The 17,848-nt window shown below is 55.9% G+C and carries 17 protein-coding genes; 8 read left to right on the top strand and 9 right to left on the bottom strand.

All coding sequences use genetic code 11. The annotated features are described in order from the left end of the window. Window positions 1-4 precede the first annotated feature (4 nt). Together ACWWFX_RS04530 and mdcA are read right to left on the bottom strand one after the other, a co-directional pair. Entirely contained in the window at window positions 5-871 is an 867-nt protein-coding gene (locus ACWWFX_RS04530) for a triphosphoribosyl-dephospho-CoA synthase (protein ID WP_473223311.1), read from the bottom strand. Beyond that, entirely contained in the window at window positions 871-2,526 is a 1,656-nt protein-coding gene (gene mdcA / locus ACWWFX_RS04535; RefSeq protein WP_108476626.1) for a malonate decarboxylase subunit alpha, read from the bottom strand. The genes ACWWFX_RS04530 and mdcA overlap by 1 nt, the downstream gene beginning before the upstream one ends. Before the next feature lie 249 nt (window positions 2,527-2,775). On the opposite strand from mdcA, the gene ACWWFX_RS04540 reads away from it, so the two are divergent. Genes ACWWFX_RS04540 through ACWWFX_RS04550 form a run of 3 tightly spaced genes read left to right on the top strand, consistent with a single transcriptional unit; the run spans window position 2,776 to window position 4,909 of the window. Further along, the gene (locus ACWWFX_RS04540) at window positions 2,776-3,798 is read left to right on the top strand and encodes a hydrolase (protein ID WP_276218671.1); all 1,023 of its coding nucleotides are present in this window, start codon (window positions 2,776-2,778) and stop codon (window positions 3,796-3,798) included. After that, the gene (locus ACWWFX_RS04545) at window positions 3,795-4,013 is read left to right on the top strand and encodes a YheU family protein (protein WP_015962712.1); all 219 of its coding nucleotides are present in this window, start codon (window positions 3,795-3,797) and stop codon (window positions 4,011-4,013) included. The genes ACWWFX_RS04540 and ACWWFX_RS04545 overlap by 4 nt, the downstream gene beginning before the upstream one ends. Window positions 4,014-4,039: 26 nt before the next feature. Continuing rightward, a complete protein-coding gene (locus ACWWFX_RS04550) occupies window positions 4,040-4,909 on the top strand; it encodes a phosphoribulokinase (RefSeq protein WP_015962711.1) in 870 nt (289 codons plus the stop codon). A 131-nt stretch (window positions 4,910-5,040) separates the two neighbouring features. Here the strand turns inward: ACWWFX_RS04550 and ACWWFX_RS04555 are convergent, their stop codons facing one another. Further along, the gene (locus tag ACWWFX_RS04555; protein ID WP_253898969.1) at window positions 5,041-5,445 is read right to left on the bottom strand and encodes an OsmC family protein; all 405 of its coding nucleotides are present in this window, start codon (window positions 5,443-5,445) and stop codon (window positions 5,041-5,043) included. 302 nt (window positions 5,446-5,747) lie between these two features. On the opposite strand from ACWWFX_RS04555, the gene crp reads away from it, so the two are divergent. Together crp and ACWWFX_RS04565 are read left to right on the top strand one after the other, a co-directional pair. After that, window positions 5,748-6,380, top strand: coding sequence for a cAMP-activated global transcriptional regulator CRP (gene crp / locus ACWWFX_RS04560; RefSeq protein ID WP_000242758.1), 633 nt, complete (start codon window positions 5,748-5,750; stop codon window positions 6,378-6,380). Between the two features lie 48 nt (window positions 6,381-6,428). Further along, on the top strand, window positions 6,429-8,504 hold the full coding sequence (locus ACWWFX_RS04565; RefSeq protein WP_276219317.1) for a YccS/YhfK family putative transporter: 2,076 nt from the start codon (window positions 6,429-6,431) through the stop codon (window positions 8,502-8,504). Here ACWWFX_RS04565 and argD read toward each other — a convergent pair. The 5 genes from argD to ppiA all read right to left on the bottom strand — a co-directional run bounded on the left by argD (window position 8,497) and on the right by ppiA (window position 11,834). Then, window positions 8,497-9,714, bottom strand: coding sequence for a bifunctional acetylornithine/succinyldiaminopimelate transaminase (argD, locus tag ACWWFX_RS04570; RefSeq protein ID WP_473223312.1), 1,218 nt, complete (start codon window positions 9,712-9,714; stop codon window positions 8,497-8,499). The two genes, ACWWFX_RS04565 and argD, sit on opposite strands and share 8 nt — an antisense overlap. 88 nt (window positions 9,715-9,802) lie before the next feature. Continuing rightward, the gene (pabA, locus tag ACWWFX_RS04575) at window positions 9,803-10,366 is read right to left on the bottom strand and encodes an aminodeoxychorismate synthase component 2 (RefSeq protein WP_456146952.1); all 564 of its coding nucleotides are present in this window, start codon (window positions 10,364-10,366) and stop codon (window positions 9,803-9,805) included. 39 nt (window positions 10,367-10,405) lie between these two features. Then, the gene (locus ACWWFX_RS04580; RefSeq protein ID WP_276218688.1) at window positions 10,406-10,999 is read right to left on the bottom strand and encodes a putative adenosine monophosphate-protein transferase Fic; all 594 of its coding nucleotides are present in this window, start codon (window positions 10,997-10,999) and stop codon (window positions 10,406-10,408) included. Continuing rightward, a complete protein-coding gene (locus ACWWFX_RS04585; RefSeq protein ID WP_473223313.1) occupies window positions 10,989-11,156 on the bottom strand; it encodes a YhfG family protein in 168 nt (55 codons plus the stop codon). Before ACWWFX_RS04585 ends, ACWWFX_RS04580 begins: the two co-directional genes overlap by 11 nt. Window positions 11,157-11,261: 105 nt before the next feature. Then, window positions 11,262-11,834 carry a peptidylprolyl isomerase A gene (ppiA, locus tag ACWWFX_RS04590; RefSeq protein WP_015962704.1) on the bottom strand — a complete coding sequence of 191 codons (573 nt, stop codon included), beginning with the start codon at window positions 11,832-11,834 and terminating at the stop codon, window positions 11,262-11,264. Window positions 11,835-12,113: 279 nt separating this feature from the next. Between ppiA and tsgA the strand changes: the two genes are divergently transcribed. Continuing rightward, the gene (tsgA, locus tag ACWWFX_RS04595; protein ID WP_456146950.1) at window positions 12,114-13,292 is read left to right on the top strand and encodes an MFS transporter TsgA; all 1,179 of its coding nucleotides are present in this window, start codon (window positions 12,114-12,116) and stop codon (window positions 13,290-13,292) included. 102 nt (window positions 13,293-13,394) lie between these two features. Here the strand turns inward: tsgA and ACWWFX_RS04600 are convergent, their stop codons facing one another. Beyond that, entirely contained in the window at window positions 13,395-14,675 is a 1,281-nt protein-coding gene (locus ACWWFX_RS04600; RefSeq protein WP_473223314.1) for a cytosine deaminase, read from the bottom strand. A gap of 238 nt (window positions 14,676-14,913) precedes the next feature. Between ACWWFX_RS04600 and nirB the strand changes: the two genes are divergently transcribed. Together nirB and nirD are read left to right on the top strand one after the other, a co-directional pair. Then, on the top strand, window positions 14,914-17,457 hold the full coding sequence (nirB, locus tag ACWWFX_RS04605) for a nitrite reductase large subunit NirB (RefSeq protein ID WP_149464163.1): 2,544 nt from the start codon (window positions 14,914-14,916) through the stop codon (window positions 17,455-17,457). Then, a complete protein-coding gene (gene nirD / locus ACWWFX_RS04610) occupies window positions 17,454-17,780 on the top strand; it encodes a nitrite reductase small subunit NirD (RefSeq protein WP_276218699.1) in 327 nt (108 codons plus the stop codon). Before nirB ends, nirD begins: the two co-directional genes overlap by 4 nt. The last annotated feature ends 68 nt before the right edge of the window (window positions 17,781-17,848 follow it).

A 17,848-nucleotide genomic window follows, 5' to 3' on the forward strand; every position in this document is an offset into this window, starting at 1 on the left:
CCTCTTAATTCGGTAAATAAGGCGCGGAAGACGCGTCAATACGGTCGAGAAACAGCGTGGCGGCCAGCAGGTCGGCAGCGCCGCCCGGTGACGCGTTGAGCGCCAGCATTTGTGCATCCAGCGTTGCCAGCGCCTCGCGGCCTTCCGGCTGTGCGGTACCGCCAGCCAGCAGGACAGCGCGCGCGCCGTTTTGCATGGTTTCAAGACCGTGCATTCCGCTGCGCGAGAGCACGCAGGTGTCGCTGAGCGAGGTCATAATCGCCATCAGCGCATCCAGTCTGGCGTGCGTTTCGCTGCTGCCGTTCAGGCGGCTTAAGCGAAGCTGCGGTAGAGCGCGCTGCATGACATGCGGGAAAGCCTGTTGAGCTTCTTCCCTCGCCCCTGGCACGCGGTAACGGTGCGTGGCGCGAAGCCCTTTGCTGAACACTTTCGGTGCGACGGCATCCGGCAACATTGCCAGTTTCGCCGCCGTGGTGCTGATGGCTTTCGCTGTACCGGCACCGCCGAGCATCGCCACCGCGCTGACAAGCAGGCCCAGCGCCCAAATCGCGCCACGGTGGGTATTCACGCCGTCAGTGGCGGCCATCATCTGTTGCTCGCCTTCGCGTCCCAGTCGCCCAATGGTTTGTCTGAGCGCAACATCCGCCGGACGCTGCCAGCTTTGCTGCGCCAGGGCATGAAACGTTGGGGTCAGGCTGTGGGCGGAACGCTCCATCAGCGCCAGCGTCAGGTCGTGATGCGCCCCGCTGCCCCGGCTGTCCACCAGACCGGGTTTCGGGCTTAAACGTGCTTCGTCGACAAGACATTGCGTGGCGGTTCGCGCCAGCCATTCGGCACCGCCTTCAACCTGAATCTGTGGCAGAAGTTTCATTACCAGCTCCGGAATTTCGCAGGTGGGTTGTACAAACCACCGGACCATTCCACCAGGTCGGACACGCTGCTGGCAGCCAGCAGGGAACGGGTGGCGTCGGTACGGCGAATGCCCATATCTTCCGGATAAACCACTTTGCCGCTCTTACGCAGCTCAGCGACGCGTTTGGCGTCTACGCCAAGGCCAATATCGGTAATACCGGCAACGGCAGCGACCATCGCGCGACGCTCTTCCAGGCTTTCCGCACGGTAGAGGTAAGCGATACCCTCTTCGGTCAGCACGTGGGTCACGTCATCGCCGTAAATCATGACCGGCGCCAGCGGCATCCCGGAGGATTTCGCCACTTCAACGGCATCCAGCGTTTCGACGAAGGTGGGTTTCACGCCGGCCTGGAAGGTTTCCACCATCTGGACGACGAGTTTTTTACCGCGCTGCATCGGGTCTGGTTCAGTGATCATGTTCAGCCAGGCAGGCGTTGCATGACGACGACCGTGCGGGTCATGGCCCATGTTTGGCGCACCACCGAAACCGGAGAGACGACCACGGGTTACGGTCGAGGAGTTGGCGAGGCCATCAACCTGTAACGTTGAACCGATAAACATATCCACCGCGTACTGACCTGCTAACTGGCAGAACGCGCGGTTAGAACGCATTGAACCGTCGGCACCGGTAAAGAACACATCAGGACGGGCGCGGATGTACTCTTCCATCCCCAGTTCGCCACCGAAGCAGTGCACGCTTTCCACCCAACCGCTCTCAATCGCCGGGATCAGCGTCGGATGCGGGTTAAGCGTCCAGTGTTTACAGATTTTGCCTTTCAGGCCGAGCTGTTCGCCGTAGGTTGGCAGCAGCAGTTCAATTGCGGCGGTGTTAAATCCGATACCGTGATTGAGTGACTGCACCTGATGCTCTGCGTAGATGCCTTTAATCGCCATCATCGCCATCAGGATGTGTTCTTGTTTAATCAGACGCGGGTCGCGGGTAAACAGCGGTTCGATAAAGAACGGTTTGTCCGCAACGACCACGAAATCAATCCACGAGCCGGGAATATCCACGCGCGGCAGGTCGCATTCATCGTCCACCAGTTCGTTCACCTGAGCGATGACGATACCGTCGTGGAAGGCGGCTGCTTCAACCAGCGCTGGCGTATCTTCAGTACTGGCGCCGGTGTAAAGGTTGCCTTTGCTGTCGGCTTTAAAACCGGCAATCAGCGCCACGTTCGGGGCCAGGTCAACATAGAGGCGGGAGTAGAGTTCGATGTAGGTGTGAATCGCCCCGATTTCCAGCAAGCCATCTTCCAGCAGTTGCGAAATACGCAGGCTCTGCGTACCGGAGAAAGAGAAGTCCAGCTTGTGGGCGATGCCTTTCTCGAAAATGTCGAGGTGTTCACTGCGACCGACGCTTGGCATGATCATATGCAGGTCGTGAACAATCTGCGGGTTCACTTCAGCAAGGGAACGAGACAGGAAATCTGCCTGTTTTTGGTTATTCCCTTCTAATACCACTCTGTCGCCCGGGGCGATCAGTTTTTCCAGCATTGCGACAAGGTCTGCCGTCGGTAGCACCTTGCCCTGCACCGGTACAGACGCCAGGCGGCGCTGTTTCTCAGTGCGTCGCGTGTTCCATACCCGTGCGGGTGTTTGCCCAGATAACATTATTAACCTCCTGATTCAGCGAATCATTTTGATTTGCTTAACACTAAGAAGAGTCTGAACCCTGGTGAGAAAGTCATCAATTAAGCTTAGGAAGGAATCATTAGCTTGAGAGTAATAATCACATTAAAAATTTGTGACGCAGGTCAACTCAAAAAGGGGTAAAAGAGGCTACCACCGCCCATTTTCTTAAACACAATCAAAAAGTGACGGTATAGTAGTCAGCAGATTAAAAGAGAACATCGCAACGTTATGGCCCAAATTACTCCCGCAGAGTTTGCTGTCCCGCAGGACGACTCCTCATCATTTCGCCCGATGCCCGGCGTCAGCAACCCGCACCTGCAAACCATGCTGCCGAGGCTCATCCGCCGTCGGCTACACTTTACGCCGCACTGGCAGCGCCTCGATTTACCGGACGGCGACTTTCTGGATATCGCCTGGAGCGAAGACCCAATGCAGGCGAAGCACAAGCCGCGTCTGGTCGTATTCCACGGTCTGGAAGGCAGCCTGCACAGCCCCTATGCGCACGGTCTGATTCAGGCGGCGAAGGAACGCGGCTGGCTCGGCGTGGTAATGCACTTTCGCGGCTGCAGCGGCGAACCAAATCGCCTTAACCGTATTTATCACTCTGGTGAAACAGAAGACGGCACCTGGTTTTTAAACTGGCTGAAGCAGGAACTGGGCGATGCGCCCACGGCGGCGGTCGGTTATTCACTCGGCGGCAACATGCTCGCCTGCCTGCTGGCGAAAGAAGGCCCTACGGTTCCGCTGGATGCTGCGGTGATTGTCTCCGCGCCATTTGTGCTGGAAGCCTGTAGCTATCATATGGAAAAGGGCTTTTCGCGGGTGTATCAGCGCTATTTGCTGAACCTGTTAAAAGGCAACGCCTCGCGCAAACTGGCGGCGTATCCCGGCACGCTGCCGGTCGATTTGCGCCAGTTGAAGCGCGTGCGCAAAATCCGTGAATTTGATGACCTGATTACTGCCAAAATTCACGGTTTCGCCGACGCTATCGACTATTATCGTCAATGTAGCGCCATGCCGTTGCTCAATCAGATAGCCATTCCGACGCTGATTATTCATGCGAAAGACGATCCGTTTATGGATCACCACGTTATCCCCGACGCCGACGCCCTCCCCGCCTGCGTCGAATACCAGTTAACGGAACATGGCGGTCACGTCGGCTTTATCGGCGGCACCTTCCGCCGCCCGCAAATGTGGCTGGAGCGACGTATTCCCGACTGGCTGATGCCGTGGCTTGGAGGTGAAAAATGATCATTCCGTGGCAAGACATCGACGCTGAAACGCTCGATAACCTGATTGAAAGCTTTGTGTTGCGTGAAGGCACCGATTATGGTGAATATGAACGTTCACTTGCGCAAAAGGTCGCCGACGTAAAACAGCAACTACAACGTGGCGAAGCGGTACTGGTGTGGTCGGAACTTCATGAAACCGTCAACATTATGCCCCGCAGCCAGTTTCGCGGTTAATCTTACCGACTCGGGAGTTGTTCGCTATGTCTGCCAAACATCCGGTTATCGCCGTCACGGGTTCCAGCGGGGCGGGAACCACCACCACCAGCCTAGCGTTCCGCAAGATTTTCGCCCAGCTCAAACTCCATGCCGCAGAGGTGGAAGGCGACAGCTTTCATCGCTACACGCGTCCGGAAATGGACTTAGCTATTCGTAAGGCGCGCGATATGGGGCGTCATATCAGCTACTTCGGGCCGGATGCCAACGACTTCAGCCTGCTGGAACAAACGTTCCGCGAGTACGGGCACAGCGGCACCGGACAGTCGCGAAAATATCTGCATACCTATGATGAAGCCGTGCCGTGGAATCAGGTGCCGGGAACCTTTACCCCGTGGCAACCGCTGCCTGAGCCGACCGACGTGCTGTTCTATGAAGGGCTGCACGGCGGCGTGGTCACGCCGCATCATGATGTGGCAAAGCATGTCGATTTACTGGTGGGTGTGGTGCCAATCGTAAACCTGGAGTGGATCCAGAAGATGATCCGCGACACCAGCGAGCGGGGTCACTCCCGCGAGGCGGTGATGGATTCCGTGGTCCGTTCGATGGAAGATTACATCAACTACATCACCCCGCAGTTCTCGCGCACGCATCTCAACTTCCAGCGTGTGCCAACGGTCGATACCTCCGATCCCTTCGCCGCCAAAGGCATTCCGTCGCTGGATGAGAGCTTTGTGGTGATCCACTTCCGCAATCTCGATAATATCGATTTCCCGTGGCTGCTGGCGATGTTGCAGGGCTCGTTTATCTCGCATATGAATACGCTGGTAGTGCCCGGCGGCAAGATGGGGCTGGCGATGGAATTGATCATGACGCCGCTGGTGCAGCGGTTGATGGAAGGGAAGAAGATTGGGTGAAGGGTGCAGGCTGGGCCCCTCACCCCGGCCCTCTCCCGCAGGGAGAGGGAGAAAATCAGCGCAGAACCTGAACACCGCACGGTCAGTCCCCTCTCCCTGCGGGAGAGGGTTAGGGTGAGGGGTGTCTCAACTTACCCCTCCACCACCTCATAAGAATGGGTAATGTTCACCGCTTTGCCCAGCATCAGCGCCACTGAACAATATTTCTCAGCGGACAAATCCACCGCACGGGACACCGCCGCATCTTTCAGCTCTTTGCCGGTCACAATGAAGTGCAGATTAATGTGCGTGAACAGACGTGGCGCTTCTTCGCGGCGTTCAGACGTCAGTTTAACTTCACAATCGGTCACGTCGTAACGGCCCTTTTGCAGAATAGACACCACGTCGATAGCGCTACAGCCGCCCGCTGCCATCAGCACGATTTCCATCGGGCTTGGCGCTTTATCACCTGAGTTGCCATCCATCAAAATCTGGTGCCCGGAAGCCGACTCACCCAGGAAGGTTAACCCTTCAACCCATTTCACACGCGCTTGCATAATTGTCACTCCAGAGTTGCAAATTTATTGTCAGATTACGCGCACATAACAAATCTCGCAACGGAAGTAGACCTGGGTCATGCTGAAGCGAGACACCAGGAGACACACGGCAAAAGCTATGCTAAAACAGTCGGGATGCTACAGAGATACATAAACGTACTGCATGTATGCAGAGGACATCACATACTGGTCGCGACAATCTTTGACGACCAACTTCCCAGGTAGAGGGAAGGATATTATTTCAACCAGTGGCTGCCTGATTTATGCCGCTGGCGATAGCTTATAACAGAGGATAACCGCGCATGGTGCTTGGCAAACCGCAAACAGACCCGACTCTCGAATGGTTCTTGTCTCATTGCCACATTCATAAGTACCCATCGAAGAGCACGCTGATTCACCAGGGTGAAAAAGCGGAAACGCTGTACTACATCGTTAAAGGCTCCGTGGCAGTACTCATCAAGGATGAGGAAGGCAAAGAGATGATCCTTTCCTACCTCAACCAGGGCGATTTCATCGGTGAACTGGGCCTGTTTGAAGAAGGCCAGGAACGTAGCGCCTGGGTTCGGGCGAAAACCGCCTGTGAAGTGGCTGAAATCTCCTATAAGAAATTCCGTCAGCTCATCCAGGTTAACCCGGATATCCTGATGCGTCTCTCGTCTCAGATGGCGCGCCGTCTGCAGGTCACCTCTGAGAAAGTGGGCAACCTGGCGTTCCTCGACGTTACCGGTCGTATCGCGCAGACGCTGCTGAATCTGGCAAAACAGCCGGATGCTATGACCCACCCGGACGGTATGCAGATCAAAATCACCCGTCAGGAAATCGGTCAGATCGTCGGCTGCTCTCGTGAAACCGTGGGTCGTATCCTGAAGATGCTGGAAGATCAGAACCTGATCTCCGCACACGGTAAAACGATCGTCGTTTACGGCACGCGTTAATCCCGTCTGACGGCGTATTGTTCGCGCAATACGCCGTTTTTGTCTCGTATGTGGCGCAGGCTGATTTACCATCCGGAAGTCAACTATGCACTGCGGCAAACGCTGGTGTTATGTTTGCCGGTCGCCGTCGGCCTGATTCTTGGCCAGCTTCAACACGGCTTACTGTTCTCTTTAGTGCCTGCCTGCTGCAACATCGCCGGGTTGGATACTCCCCATAAACGTTTCTTCAAACGCCTGATTATCGGTGGGTCGCTGTTCGCCGGTTGCAGCCTGATTGTGCAACTGCTGTTGGCCGATGATATCCCGCTGCCGTTTATTCTCACCGGTCTGGCGATGGTGCTGGGCGTTACCGCCGAAATCAGCGCCCTGCACGGGCGATTACTTCCGGCCTCGCTAATTGCCGCGATTTTTACCCTGAGCCTGGCGGGCAATATGCCTATCTGGGAACCGTTACTGATCTACGCGCTCGGCACGCTGTGGTACGGGTTGTTCAACTGGTTTTGGTTCTGGCTGTGGCGTGAACAACCGCTACGCGAGTCGTTAAGCCTGCTTTACCGCCAACTGGCGGAGTACTGCGAAGCCAAATATAGCCTGCTGACGCAACATACCGACCCCAATACCGCCCTGCCGCCGTTGCTTAATCGTCAGCAGAAAGTGGTCGATCTGATTTCCCAGTGCTATCAGCAGATGCACATGCTGGCGGCCAATCAGCACAATGATTACAAGCGCCTGCTGCGCGCCTTCCAGATGGGGCTGGATTTGCAGGAGCACATTTCGGTGAGTCTGCACCAGCCGGAAGAGGTGCAAAAACTGGTCGAGCGCAGCCACGCCGAAGCGGTGATTCGCTGGAACGCGCAAACCGTCGCCGCGCGCCTGCGGGTCATGGCCGATGATATTCTCTATCACCGCTTCCCGACGCGCTTCAACATGGATAAGCAAATTGGCGCGCTGGAGAAAATTGCCCGCCAGCATCCCGATAACCCGGTTGGGCAATTCTGCGCCTGGCACTTCAGCCGCATCGCCAAAGTGTTGCGTTCGCAGCGTCCGCTTTATCCGCGTAATCTGATGGCTGATAAAGAGCGCCGTCTGCCGCTGTTCCCGGCGCTGAAAAGCTATCTGTCGCTGAAATCGCCCGCGCTGCGTAATGCCGCACGTTTAAGCGTGATGCTGAGCATCGCCAGCCTGATGGGCGCAGCGCTGCATCTGCCAAAACCCTACTGGATCTTAATGACCGTGCTGTTGGTGACGCAAAACGGTTACGGCGCGACGCGCGTGCGTATCTTCCACCGTGCGGCGGGCACCCTGGCGGGGCTGGTGATTGCCGCCGCCACACTGCATTATCACTTCCCGGAAGGGTTTGCGCTGGCCGCGATGCTGGTGATCACTCTGATAAGCTATCTGATCATTCGTAAAAGCTACGGCTGGGCGACGGTGGGTTTCACCATTACGGCGGTATATACCCTGCAATTGCTGACGCTCAACGGCGAGCAGTTTATCGTCGCGCGTTTCGCCGACACCATTATTGGCTGCCTGATTGCCTTCGGCGGCATGCTGTGGCTGTGGCCGCAGTGGCAAAGCGGCCTGCTGCGGAAAAATGCGCACTCTGCGCTGGAAGCGGATCAGGAAGCAATCCAGTTAATTTTGAGTGACGACCCTTCCGCGGAAAAACTGGCGTATCAACGTATGCGCGTCAACCAGGCGCATAACGCCTTGTTTAACTCGCTCAATCAGGCGATGCAGGAACCGGGCTTTAATACGCACTATCTGGAAGATATGAAACTGTGGGTGACGCACAGCCAGTTCATCGTCGAACATATCAACGCCATGACCACGCTGGCGCGTGAGCACGACACGCTCTCGCCGGAGCTGATGCAACGTTATCTGGAATCGTGTGAAGTCGCCCTGCAACGCTGTCAGCAGCGTCTGGAGTATGATGAATCGGGCAGTAGCGGGGATGTGAACATCATGGAGTCACCGGATACGCTGTCCCACGGGCCACTCAGCACCATGGAACAGCATCTCCAGCGTATTCTGGGCCACCTCAACACCATGCACACCATTTCGTCGGTGGCATGGCGTCAGCGGCCAAGGCACGGTATCTGGCTAAACCGCCATATCAACTGACGACTTTCGCCACCGCCTGCGCAAAACGCGTCATGCCGTCGTCGATGTCTTTTTCTTCCACCACCAGCGATGGCGCGAAACGCATCACGTCTGGCCCGGCGTTCAGCACCATGACACCGGCATCAGCGGCCGCGTAAAGGAATTCACGTGCGCGGCCTTTGTACGGTTCTTTCAGCTCGGCGCCAATCAGCAGGCCCATGCCGCGAATATCGCTGAAGACATCATACTTCGCGTCGATATCCTGCAAATGTTGAACAAAACGCACGCGTTTGGCATGAACGCCATCCAGCACTTCCGGCGTGTTGATAATATCGAATGCCGCACCCGCCACGGCGCACGCCAGCGGGTTACCACCGTAGGTCGAGCCGTGGGAGCCGACGTGAAATGCGCTGGCGATATCTTCGGTAGTGAGCATGGCGCTAATCGGGAAACCACCGCCCAATGCTTTCGCGCTGGTGAGGATATCCGGCGTCACGCCATAGTGCATATAGGCGAACAGCGAACCGGTACGGCCCATCCCGCTCTGCACTTCATCAAACACCAACAGCGCCTGATGTTTATCGCACAGGTCACGCAGCCCCTGTAAAAATTCCGGCGTCGCGGCCAGCACGCCGCCTTCGCCCTGAACGGGTTCGACCACAATCGCGCAGGTATGGTCGTCAATCACCGCTTCCACCGCGTGCAAATCGTTAAACGGCACATGGACGATATCCGCCGGTTTTGGGCCAAAGCCATCGGAATATTTCGGCTGACCGCCGACGGAAACCGTAAACAACGAGCGACCATGGAAGGCGTTGTGGAAGGCAATAATCTTACTTTTGTACGGGCTATGACGCGTAGAGGCGTAGTAACGCGCCAGTTTGAACGCGGTTTCGTTGGCTTCAGTACCGGAGTTCATAAACACCACGCGCTCGGCGAAGGTGGCGTCCACCAGCTTCTGCCCCAGACGCAGCGCCGGTTCATTGGTGAATACGTTGCTGGTGTGCCACAGGGTTTCGCCCTGCGATTTCAGCGCCTCAACCAGCGCCGGATGGCAATGTCCCAGCGCCGTCACCGCAATCCCACCGGCGAAATCGACGTACTCTTTCCCCTGCTGATCCCACACGCGGCTGCCTTTACCTTTTACCGGGATAAACTCCGCCGGTGCATAAATTGGCAGGATCACCTGATCGAATGTCGCGCGGGTAATTGCAGGTTGTTTGGTTGTCATGTCATGCCCTTCTGTGATTATGTAGCAATGATTATGAAATTATAATCACAAAATATGCATAAAAAATCACTCAATGGCAATGACTAAATTAGCGATTAAGGAAGTTTGCCAGCAGTGCATGCCCTTGTTCGCTGAGAATACTTTCCGGGTGGAACTGCACGCCTTCGAGATCCCACTGGCGATGGCGAATGCCCATGATCTCGCCGCTTTCACTGCGCGCGGTCACTTCGAAGGTTTCCGGTAGCGTATCCGGGTCGATCAGCAGGGAATGGTAGCGGGTGACGGTCAGCGGGTTATTCAGCCCCTGAAAAACGCCCTGCCCGTTGTGCGTAATGGGCGAAGTTTTGCCGTGCATCACTTTTTTCGCCCGCACGATGCGCGCGCCAAACGCCTGCGCAATCGCCTGATGCCCCAGGCAGACGCCCAGCAGCGGCGTTTTTCCGGCGTAATGGCGAATGACCTCCAGCGAAATACCCGCGTCATCCGGCGTACAGGGGCCAGGGGAGATAACGATTTTCGCCGGGTTGAGCGCGTCGATTTGCGCGAGGGTGATGTCATCGTTGCGCTTCACGAGCACCTCAGCGCCCAGCTCGCAGAAGTACTGGTAGAGGTTCCAGGTAAAGGAATCGTAGTTATCAATTAGCAGGATCATGGCGGCTCCGGTTACAGCAAACCGGAGCATTCTACCGGGTCAGGCAGCGACTCTCACCACTTTCGTAAACAACGCCAGCAGCGGTTTCAAATCCCCCATCGCCCCCTGCTGGTTGGCGTCGTTCCAGCGTAGCGGTTCAATCTCCCGCCAGTCCAGCGCGTAGCCCGCGTGAATCGCCAGTTGCTCAAAGAAAATGCGCTGCGCCAGGCCGCTGCCAATGCGAAACGGATGCAGAACGTTGATTTCGCAGTAGTACCACGTCAACCGCTCAATAAACGCGTCTTTCTCCAGCCCAGTCAGCCAGTCCTCGTCTTCCAGTTCCTGCATCAGGGCGTTGCCTTCTTTTTCAATGCGCGTGAAATGGCAGAATGGTGTATCGCCGTGGTAGATATTGATTTCCCGATACTTTCCGGCCCAGTCAAACACATCCTGATAGAGCTGATAATGAATGGCGCACAGCCAGGGAAGCCCGCGCACCTGCGGGCCCAGTTCGAGGGTCGCGGCACGCAGAGAGGTAAGCTCCCAGGCGGCCTGCTCAAGGCGGGTGGCTTCGTGGATGCCCAGTTTATTACGCATCACGTTTAAACCGGGGAACAGATAAGGGTCGCGGTCGTTACCGAATTTATCGCTCATAGTGCCCCCGCAGTTGTTCAATGCGTGTCAGCGCGTCTTCGGCGCTCAGGGTGACCAACGGGATATCAACACCTTCCAGGCGGCGACTGGCCTGAAAATTCTCGTTGCGTGTCTTTTCCCAGAGCTGAGCTTTTTGCTTATCGATGAGTTTTTTCATGCAGCCTCCCTGAACTGTTCCCGTTTGCCACAAGTATAAGCAGCAATTCCAGGTTATGCAGAAAGGCAAAAACGCGCGGACGGCATCGCCCGCGCGAAGACGAATTTACGGCAGGACTTTTGCGGAGAGGATAACAACCGGTTTGGTCGGCACATTCTGGTACGGGCCAACGTTATGGGACTGCACCTGAGAAATTTTATCAGCGACGTCCATCCCTTTGACAACCTTACCAAATACCGCGTAGCCAAAATCACGCTGACCGTGATCGAGGAAGGCATTATCCGCAACGTTGATGAAGAACTGGCTGGTTGCGCTATCTTTATCAGCAGTACGCGCCATCGAGATAGTGCCACGGGTGTTACGCAGGCCGTTGTCCGCTTCGTTTTTGATAGGCGGGTTCGGTTGCTTCTGCTGCATCTGCTCGTTAAAACCACCGCCCTGCACCATGAATCCGGGGATCACGCGGTGGAAAGTGGTGTTGTTATAGAAACCGCTGTTGACGTAGTTCACGAAGTTTTCCACGGAAACCGGCGCTTTCTGGCTGTTCAGCTCCAGCTCAATATTCCCTGCGGAGGTCGTCAGCAGCACATGCGGATCACCGGTTGCAGCCAGGGCCGCCGGGGAGATCGCTGAGAGTGCAAAAACAGCCGTCATGGCCGCCAGAGTTGATTTGAGCATGAGAATTCCTTAACGGGTGCAGTAAAGAAGGCAAGTGGCTTGATTCTAAAGAGGGTTTGCACCCCAGGCCAGCCTTTTACTTAAGTTTACTTATTTGAAACAGATGTAACCAGCGTGGCGCTGAGATCTCCGCATTTTTAATGTGATGCAGGTCACGTTAGACAGTGCAATAGATAACATTGATGCAATAAAACTAGGAATGCATCACTGAAATGAATAAAATCTGCGCACCCGGCGGGGTGTCAACGCGTTTTACGTTTCTATTCATACAGGCCAGTCATGACTAACAGCAACCGTATCAAGCTCACATGGATCAGCTTCTTCTCCTACGCCCTTACCGGTGCGTTGGTGATTGTCACCGGGATGGTGATGGGAAATATCGCCGATTACTTTAATCTGCCCGTTTCCAGCATGAGTAACACCTTCACCTTCCTGAACGCCGGGATCCTGATTTCTATCTTCCTGAACGCGTGGCTGATGGAAATCGTGCCGCTAAAAACGCAGCTCCGCTTTGGCTTTGTGCTGATGGTGCTGGCGGTTGCCGGTCTGATGACTACGCACAGTCTGGCGCTGTTCTCTGCCGCGATGTTCGTACTCGGTCTGGTCAGCGGGATCACCATGTCCATCGGTACGTTCCTGATCACCCACATGTATGAAGGCCGCCAGCGCGGCGCGCGTCTGCTGTTCACCGACTCCTTCTTCAGCATGGCCGGGATGATCTTCCCGATGGTCGCTGCGGTTCTGCTGGCACGCAGCATCGAGTGGTACTGGGTGTATGCCTGCATTGGTCTGGTCTACGTGGCTATCTTTATTCTGACCTTCGGCTGCGACTTCCCGGTTCTCGGTAAAAAAGCCGCGCCCGATGCACAGCCTGTGGTGAAAGAAAAATGGGGTATCGGCGTGCTGTTCCTGTCGATTGCCGCACTGTGCTACATCCTTGGTCAGCTCGGGTTTATCTCCTGGGTGCCGGAATACGCCAAAGGCCTGGGCATGAGCCTGAACGACGCGGGTAAACTGGTCAGCGATTTCTGGATGTCATATATGTTCGGTATGTGGGCATTCAGCTTCATTCTGCGCTTCTTCGATCTGCAACGTATTCTGACCGTGCTGGCAGGCCTGGCGACCGTGCTGATGTACTTCTTCATTCACGGCGAGCCGCAGCATCTGGCGTGGTTTATTCTGACACTGGGCTTCTTCTCCAGCGCGATTTACACCTCAATCATTACGCTGGGCTCGCTGCAAACCAAAGTGGCCTCGCCGAAACTGGTTAACTTCGTTCTGACCTGCGGCACTATCGGCACCATGCTGACCTTCGTGGTCACTGGCCCGATTGTGGCTCACAGTGGCCCGCATGCGGCGCTGGTAACTGCCAACGGCCTTTATGCTGTGGTCTTCGTGATGTGTGTGATCCTCGGCTTCGTTAGCCGCCATCGCCAGCACGGCGCGGCGTCTCACTAAGACGATTGTTGTTGTGCCCGGTGGCGTTGGCGCTTACCGGGCCTACAAGGTGTGTCGCGTTGTAGGCCGGATAAGCGAAGCGCCATCCGGCATTTCATCGCCTCAGGCGTTTCGCGCGAAATTCACGCTTTCTCCCCGCACCCAGGTTTTCGCCAGCTGGGTTTCCGCAATCACCTTCCCTTCTCTTATCGACCAGCGTACCGGCACCTGACGGCGTACCGCCTCAAAACCATTCTCCGCCGGTAAAATTATCAGGTTAGCCCTATTCCCCGACGCGATGCCGTAATCCGTCACGCCAAATGTTCGCGCGCTGTGGTGCGTAATCAGCTTCAGCCCCTCGTTGATTTGCTGATACCCCATCAACTGGCAAACGTGCAGCCCCATATGCAGCACCTGCAACATATTCCCGGTGCCGAGCGGATACCACGGGTCGAACACATCATCATGCCCGAAGCAGACGTTAATCTCTGCCGCCAGCATCTCTTTCACGCGGGTGATGCCGCGACGTTTCGGATAATCATCAAAACGCCCCTGAAGATGAATATTCACCAGCGGGTTGGCGACAAAGTTAATGCCCGACATCTTCAGCAAGCGGAATAAGCGCGAGGTATACGCGCCGTTATAGGAGTGCATCGCCGTAGTGTGGCTCGCCGTCACCCGTGCGCCGATACCCTCTTTCAGCGCCAGCGCCGCCACGGTTTCGACAAAGCGCGACTGCTCGTCGTCGATTTCGTCGCAGTGAATATCCAGCGGGCGTCCATACTTCTGCGCCAGGCGAAACGCGATATGCAGCGATTCCACGCCGTACTCGCGGGTAAATTCAAAGTGCGGGATCGCCCCCACCACATCCGCGCCAAGTTTCAGCGCCTCTTCCAGTAACGCTTCGCCGTTGGGGTACGACAGAATCCCCTCCTGCGGGAAGGCCACAATTTGCAGATCAACCCACGGCGCAACTTCCTGCTTCACTTCCAGCATGGCTTTCAGGGCGGTGAGCGATGGGTCGGAGACATCCACATGGGTACGCACGTACTGAATGCCATTCGCCATCTGCCACTTCAGGGTTTTCCACGCTCGTGCTTTCACATCGTCGTGGCTCAGCAGCGCTTTGCGCTCGGCCCAGCGCTCAATACCTTCGAACAGCGTGCCAGACTGATTCCAGTTCGGCTCGCCTGCCGTTTGCGTGGTGTCGAGGTGAATATGCGGTTCGATAAACGGCGGCAGCGCTAAACCGCCCTCAGCGTCGAGAACCTGCGGGTCGTCAGCCTGCACCACCTCCATGGGGGTAATCGCGCCAAACTGGCCATTTTCTATCGCAATTTGCCAACGTCCTTCCTGATTCGGCAAACGCACATTCTGGATTAAGCGAAGCGGTAGCGTTGTCATTCCTTTCCTCTCGTTTTAGTCGCTGTTTTTTTCACCAGCACGAAATGTTCATTTACCACTATTTTGTACACAAAAAGAGCAAGCCGGAAAAGCGTGTCTTTTCCGCAACTTATAAAAATACTGACAAATCAGTAATATACCCATTAAGTGGTAGGTAAAGGTGTATTTGATTTGTATCAATAATCGCCATAGCTGAATCGTTAAGGTAGGCAGTAATAGAAAAGAAATCGAGGCAATAATGAGCAAAGTCAGACTCGCAATTATCGGTAACGGCATGGTCGGCCACCGCTTTATCGAGGATCTTCTCGATAAGTCCGACGCCAGCCTTTACGACATCACCGTGTTCTGTGAAGAACCGCGTAAAGCCTATGACCGCGTGCACCTTTCTTCCTACTTCTCTCATCATACAGCGGAAGAGCTGTCGCTGGTGCGCGAAGGTTACTATGAGAAGCATGGCGTTAAGGCACTGATTGGCGAACGCGCCATCACCATTAACCGTCAGGAAAAGGTGATCCACTCCAGCGCCGGTCGTACCGTTTTTTATGACAAATTGATCATGGCGACGGGTTCATACCCGTGGGTGCCGCCGATCAAGGGTTCTGAAACGCAGGACTGCTTTGTTTATCGTACCATCGAAGATCTTAACGCCATTGAATCCTGCGCGCGTCGCAGCAAACGCGGCGCGGTGGTTGGCGGCGGGCTGCTCGGGCTGGAAGCGGCTGGCGCGCTGAAAAGTTTAGGCGTAGAAACCCACGTGATTGAGTTCGCACCGATGCTGATGGCTGAACAGCTTGATCAGATGGGTGGCGAGCAGTTACGTCGTAAGATTGAAAGCATGGGCGTGCGCGTGCACACCAGCAAAAACACCAAAGAGATCGTGCAGGAAGGTAAAGAAGCGCGTAAAACCATGCGCTTTGCCGACGGCAGCGATTTAGAAGTCGACTTTATCGTCTTCTCTACCGGTATTCGCCCGCGCGACAAACTGGCGACCCAGTGCGGTCTGGCCGTCGCACAGCGCGGCGGTATCGTGATTAATGACACCTGCCAGACCTCCGACCCGGATATCTACGCCATCGGCGAATGTGCCAGCTGGAATAACCGTGTTTACGGCCTGGTTGCCCCTGGCTACAAAATGGCGCAGGTCGCCGTTGACCATATCCTCGGCACGCAGAATGCGTTCCAGGGCGCAGACCTGAGCGCGAAACTGAAGTTGCTGGGCGTTGATGTTGGCGGTATTGGCGATGCGCACGGCCGCACGCCGGGCGCGCGCAGCTACGTTTACCTCGATGAAAGCAAGGAAGTCTACAAACGCCTGATCGTCAGCGAAGACAACAAATACCTGCTCGGCGCAGTGCTGGTGGGCGATACCAGCGACTACGGCAACCTGCTGCAACTGGAGATGAACAAGATTGAGCTGCCGGAAAACCCGGACTCCTTGATTCTTCCTGCACACGCGGGCAGTGGTAAACCGTCTATCGGCGTCGATAAACTGCCGGATAGCGCACAAATCTGTTCCTGCTTCGACGTCACCAAAGGTGACCTCGTCGCGGCGATTAACCGTGGCTGTCACACCGTTGCGGCGCTGAAAGCGGAAACCAAAGCCGGTACTGGCTGCGGCGGTTGTATCCCGCTGGTGACGCAAGTGCTGAACGCGGAACTGTCGAAACAGGGTATCGAAGTTAACAACAACCTCTGTGAACACTTCGCCTTCACCCGCCAGGAGCTGTATCACCTGATCCGCGTGGAAGGCATCAAATCCTTCGACGAACTGCTGCAAAAATACGGGAAAGGCTACGGCTGCGAAGTGTGTAAACCGACCGTCGGTTCGCTGCTGGCCTCCTGCTGGAATGAGTACATTCTCAAACCGGAACATACGCCGTTGCAGGATACCAACGATAACTTCCTGGCGAACATCCAGAAAGACGGGACCTACTCCGTTATTCCGCGCTCTGCGGGCGGTGAAATCACCCCGGAAGGGTTGGTCGCCGTGGGCCGTATCGCGCGTGAATTTAACCTGTACACCAAAATCACCGGTTCCCAGCGTATCGGCCTGTTTGGTGCGCAAAAAGACGACCTGCCGGAAATCTGGCGTCAACTGATTGATGCCGGCTTCGAGACCGGCCACGCGTATGCGAAAGCGCTGCGTATGGCGAAAACCTGCGTGGGCAGCACCTGGTGCCGCTATGGCGTGGGCGATAGCGTGGGCTTCGGCGTTGAGCTGGAAAACCGCTACAAAGGCATCCGTACGCCGCACAAAATGAAATTCGGCGTCTCCGGCTGTACCCGTGAATGTGCGGAAGCGCAGGGTAAAGACGTGGGCATCATCGCAACCGAGAAAGGCTGGAACCTGTATGTCTGCGGTAACGGCGGGATGAAACCGCGTCACGCGGACCTGCTGGCGGCCGATCTTGATCGAGATACGCTGGTGAAATATCTCGACCGCTTCATGATGTTCTACATCCGCACCGCCGATAAGCTGACGCGTACCGCGCCGTGGCTGGATAACCTGGAAGGCGGGATCGACTACCTGCGTGCCGTGATCATCGACGACAAACTGGGCCTGAACGAACATCTGGAATCTGAAATTGCCCGTCTGCGCGCGGCGTTCGCCTGTGAATGGACAGAAACCGTGAACAACCCGGCGGCACAGGTTCGTTTCAAACACTTTATCAATAGCGAGCAGCGTGACCCGAACGTGCAGGTTGTGCCTGAACGTGAACAGCATCGCCCGGCCACGCCGTACGAACGCATCCCGGTCACCATGGTGGAGGAAAACGCATGAGCCAGTGGGTAAACATCTGCAAAATCGACGCTATTTTGCCGGCAACCGGCGTTTGCGCCCTGCTGGGCGACCAGCAGGTGGCGATTTTCCGCCCCTACGCTGACGACCAGGTTTTCGCCATCAGCAACATCGACCCGTTCTTTGAGTCCAGCGTGTTATCACGCGGCCTGATTGCAGAACATCAGGGCGATTTATGGGTCGCCAGCCCGCTGAAAAAACAGCGTTTCCGTCTGCGCGATGGGCTGTGTATGGAAGACGAAAATCACTCTGTCGCCCATTTTGAAGCTCGCGTCAAAGACGGCCAGGTGCAGCTTAAAGCCTGACGTGACAGGTCATAGGTTCCTCCTATGACCTCTTAGAGGTAACAGCAGGAAAAGTCGTATGTTTCATA

It is taken from the genome of Pseudocitrobacter sp. 2023LY-00077 (assembly GCF_055796175.1).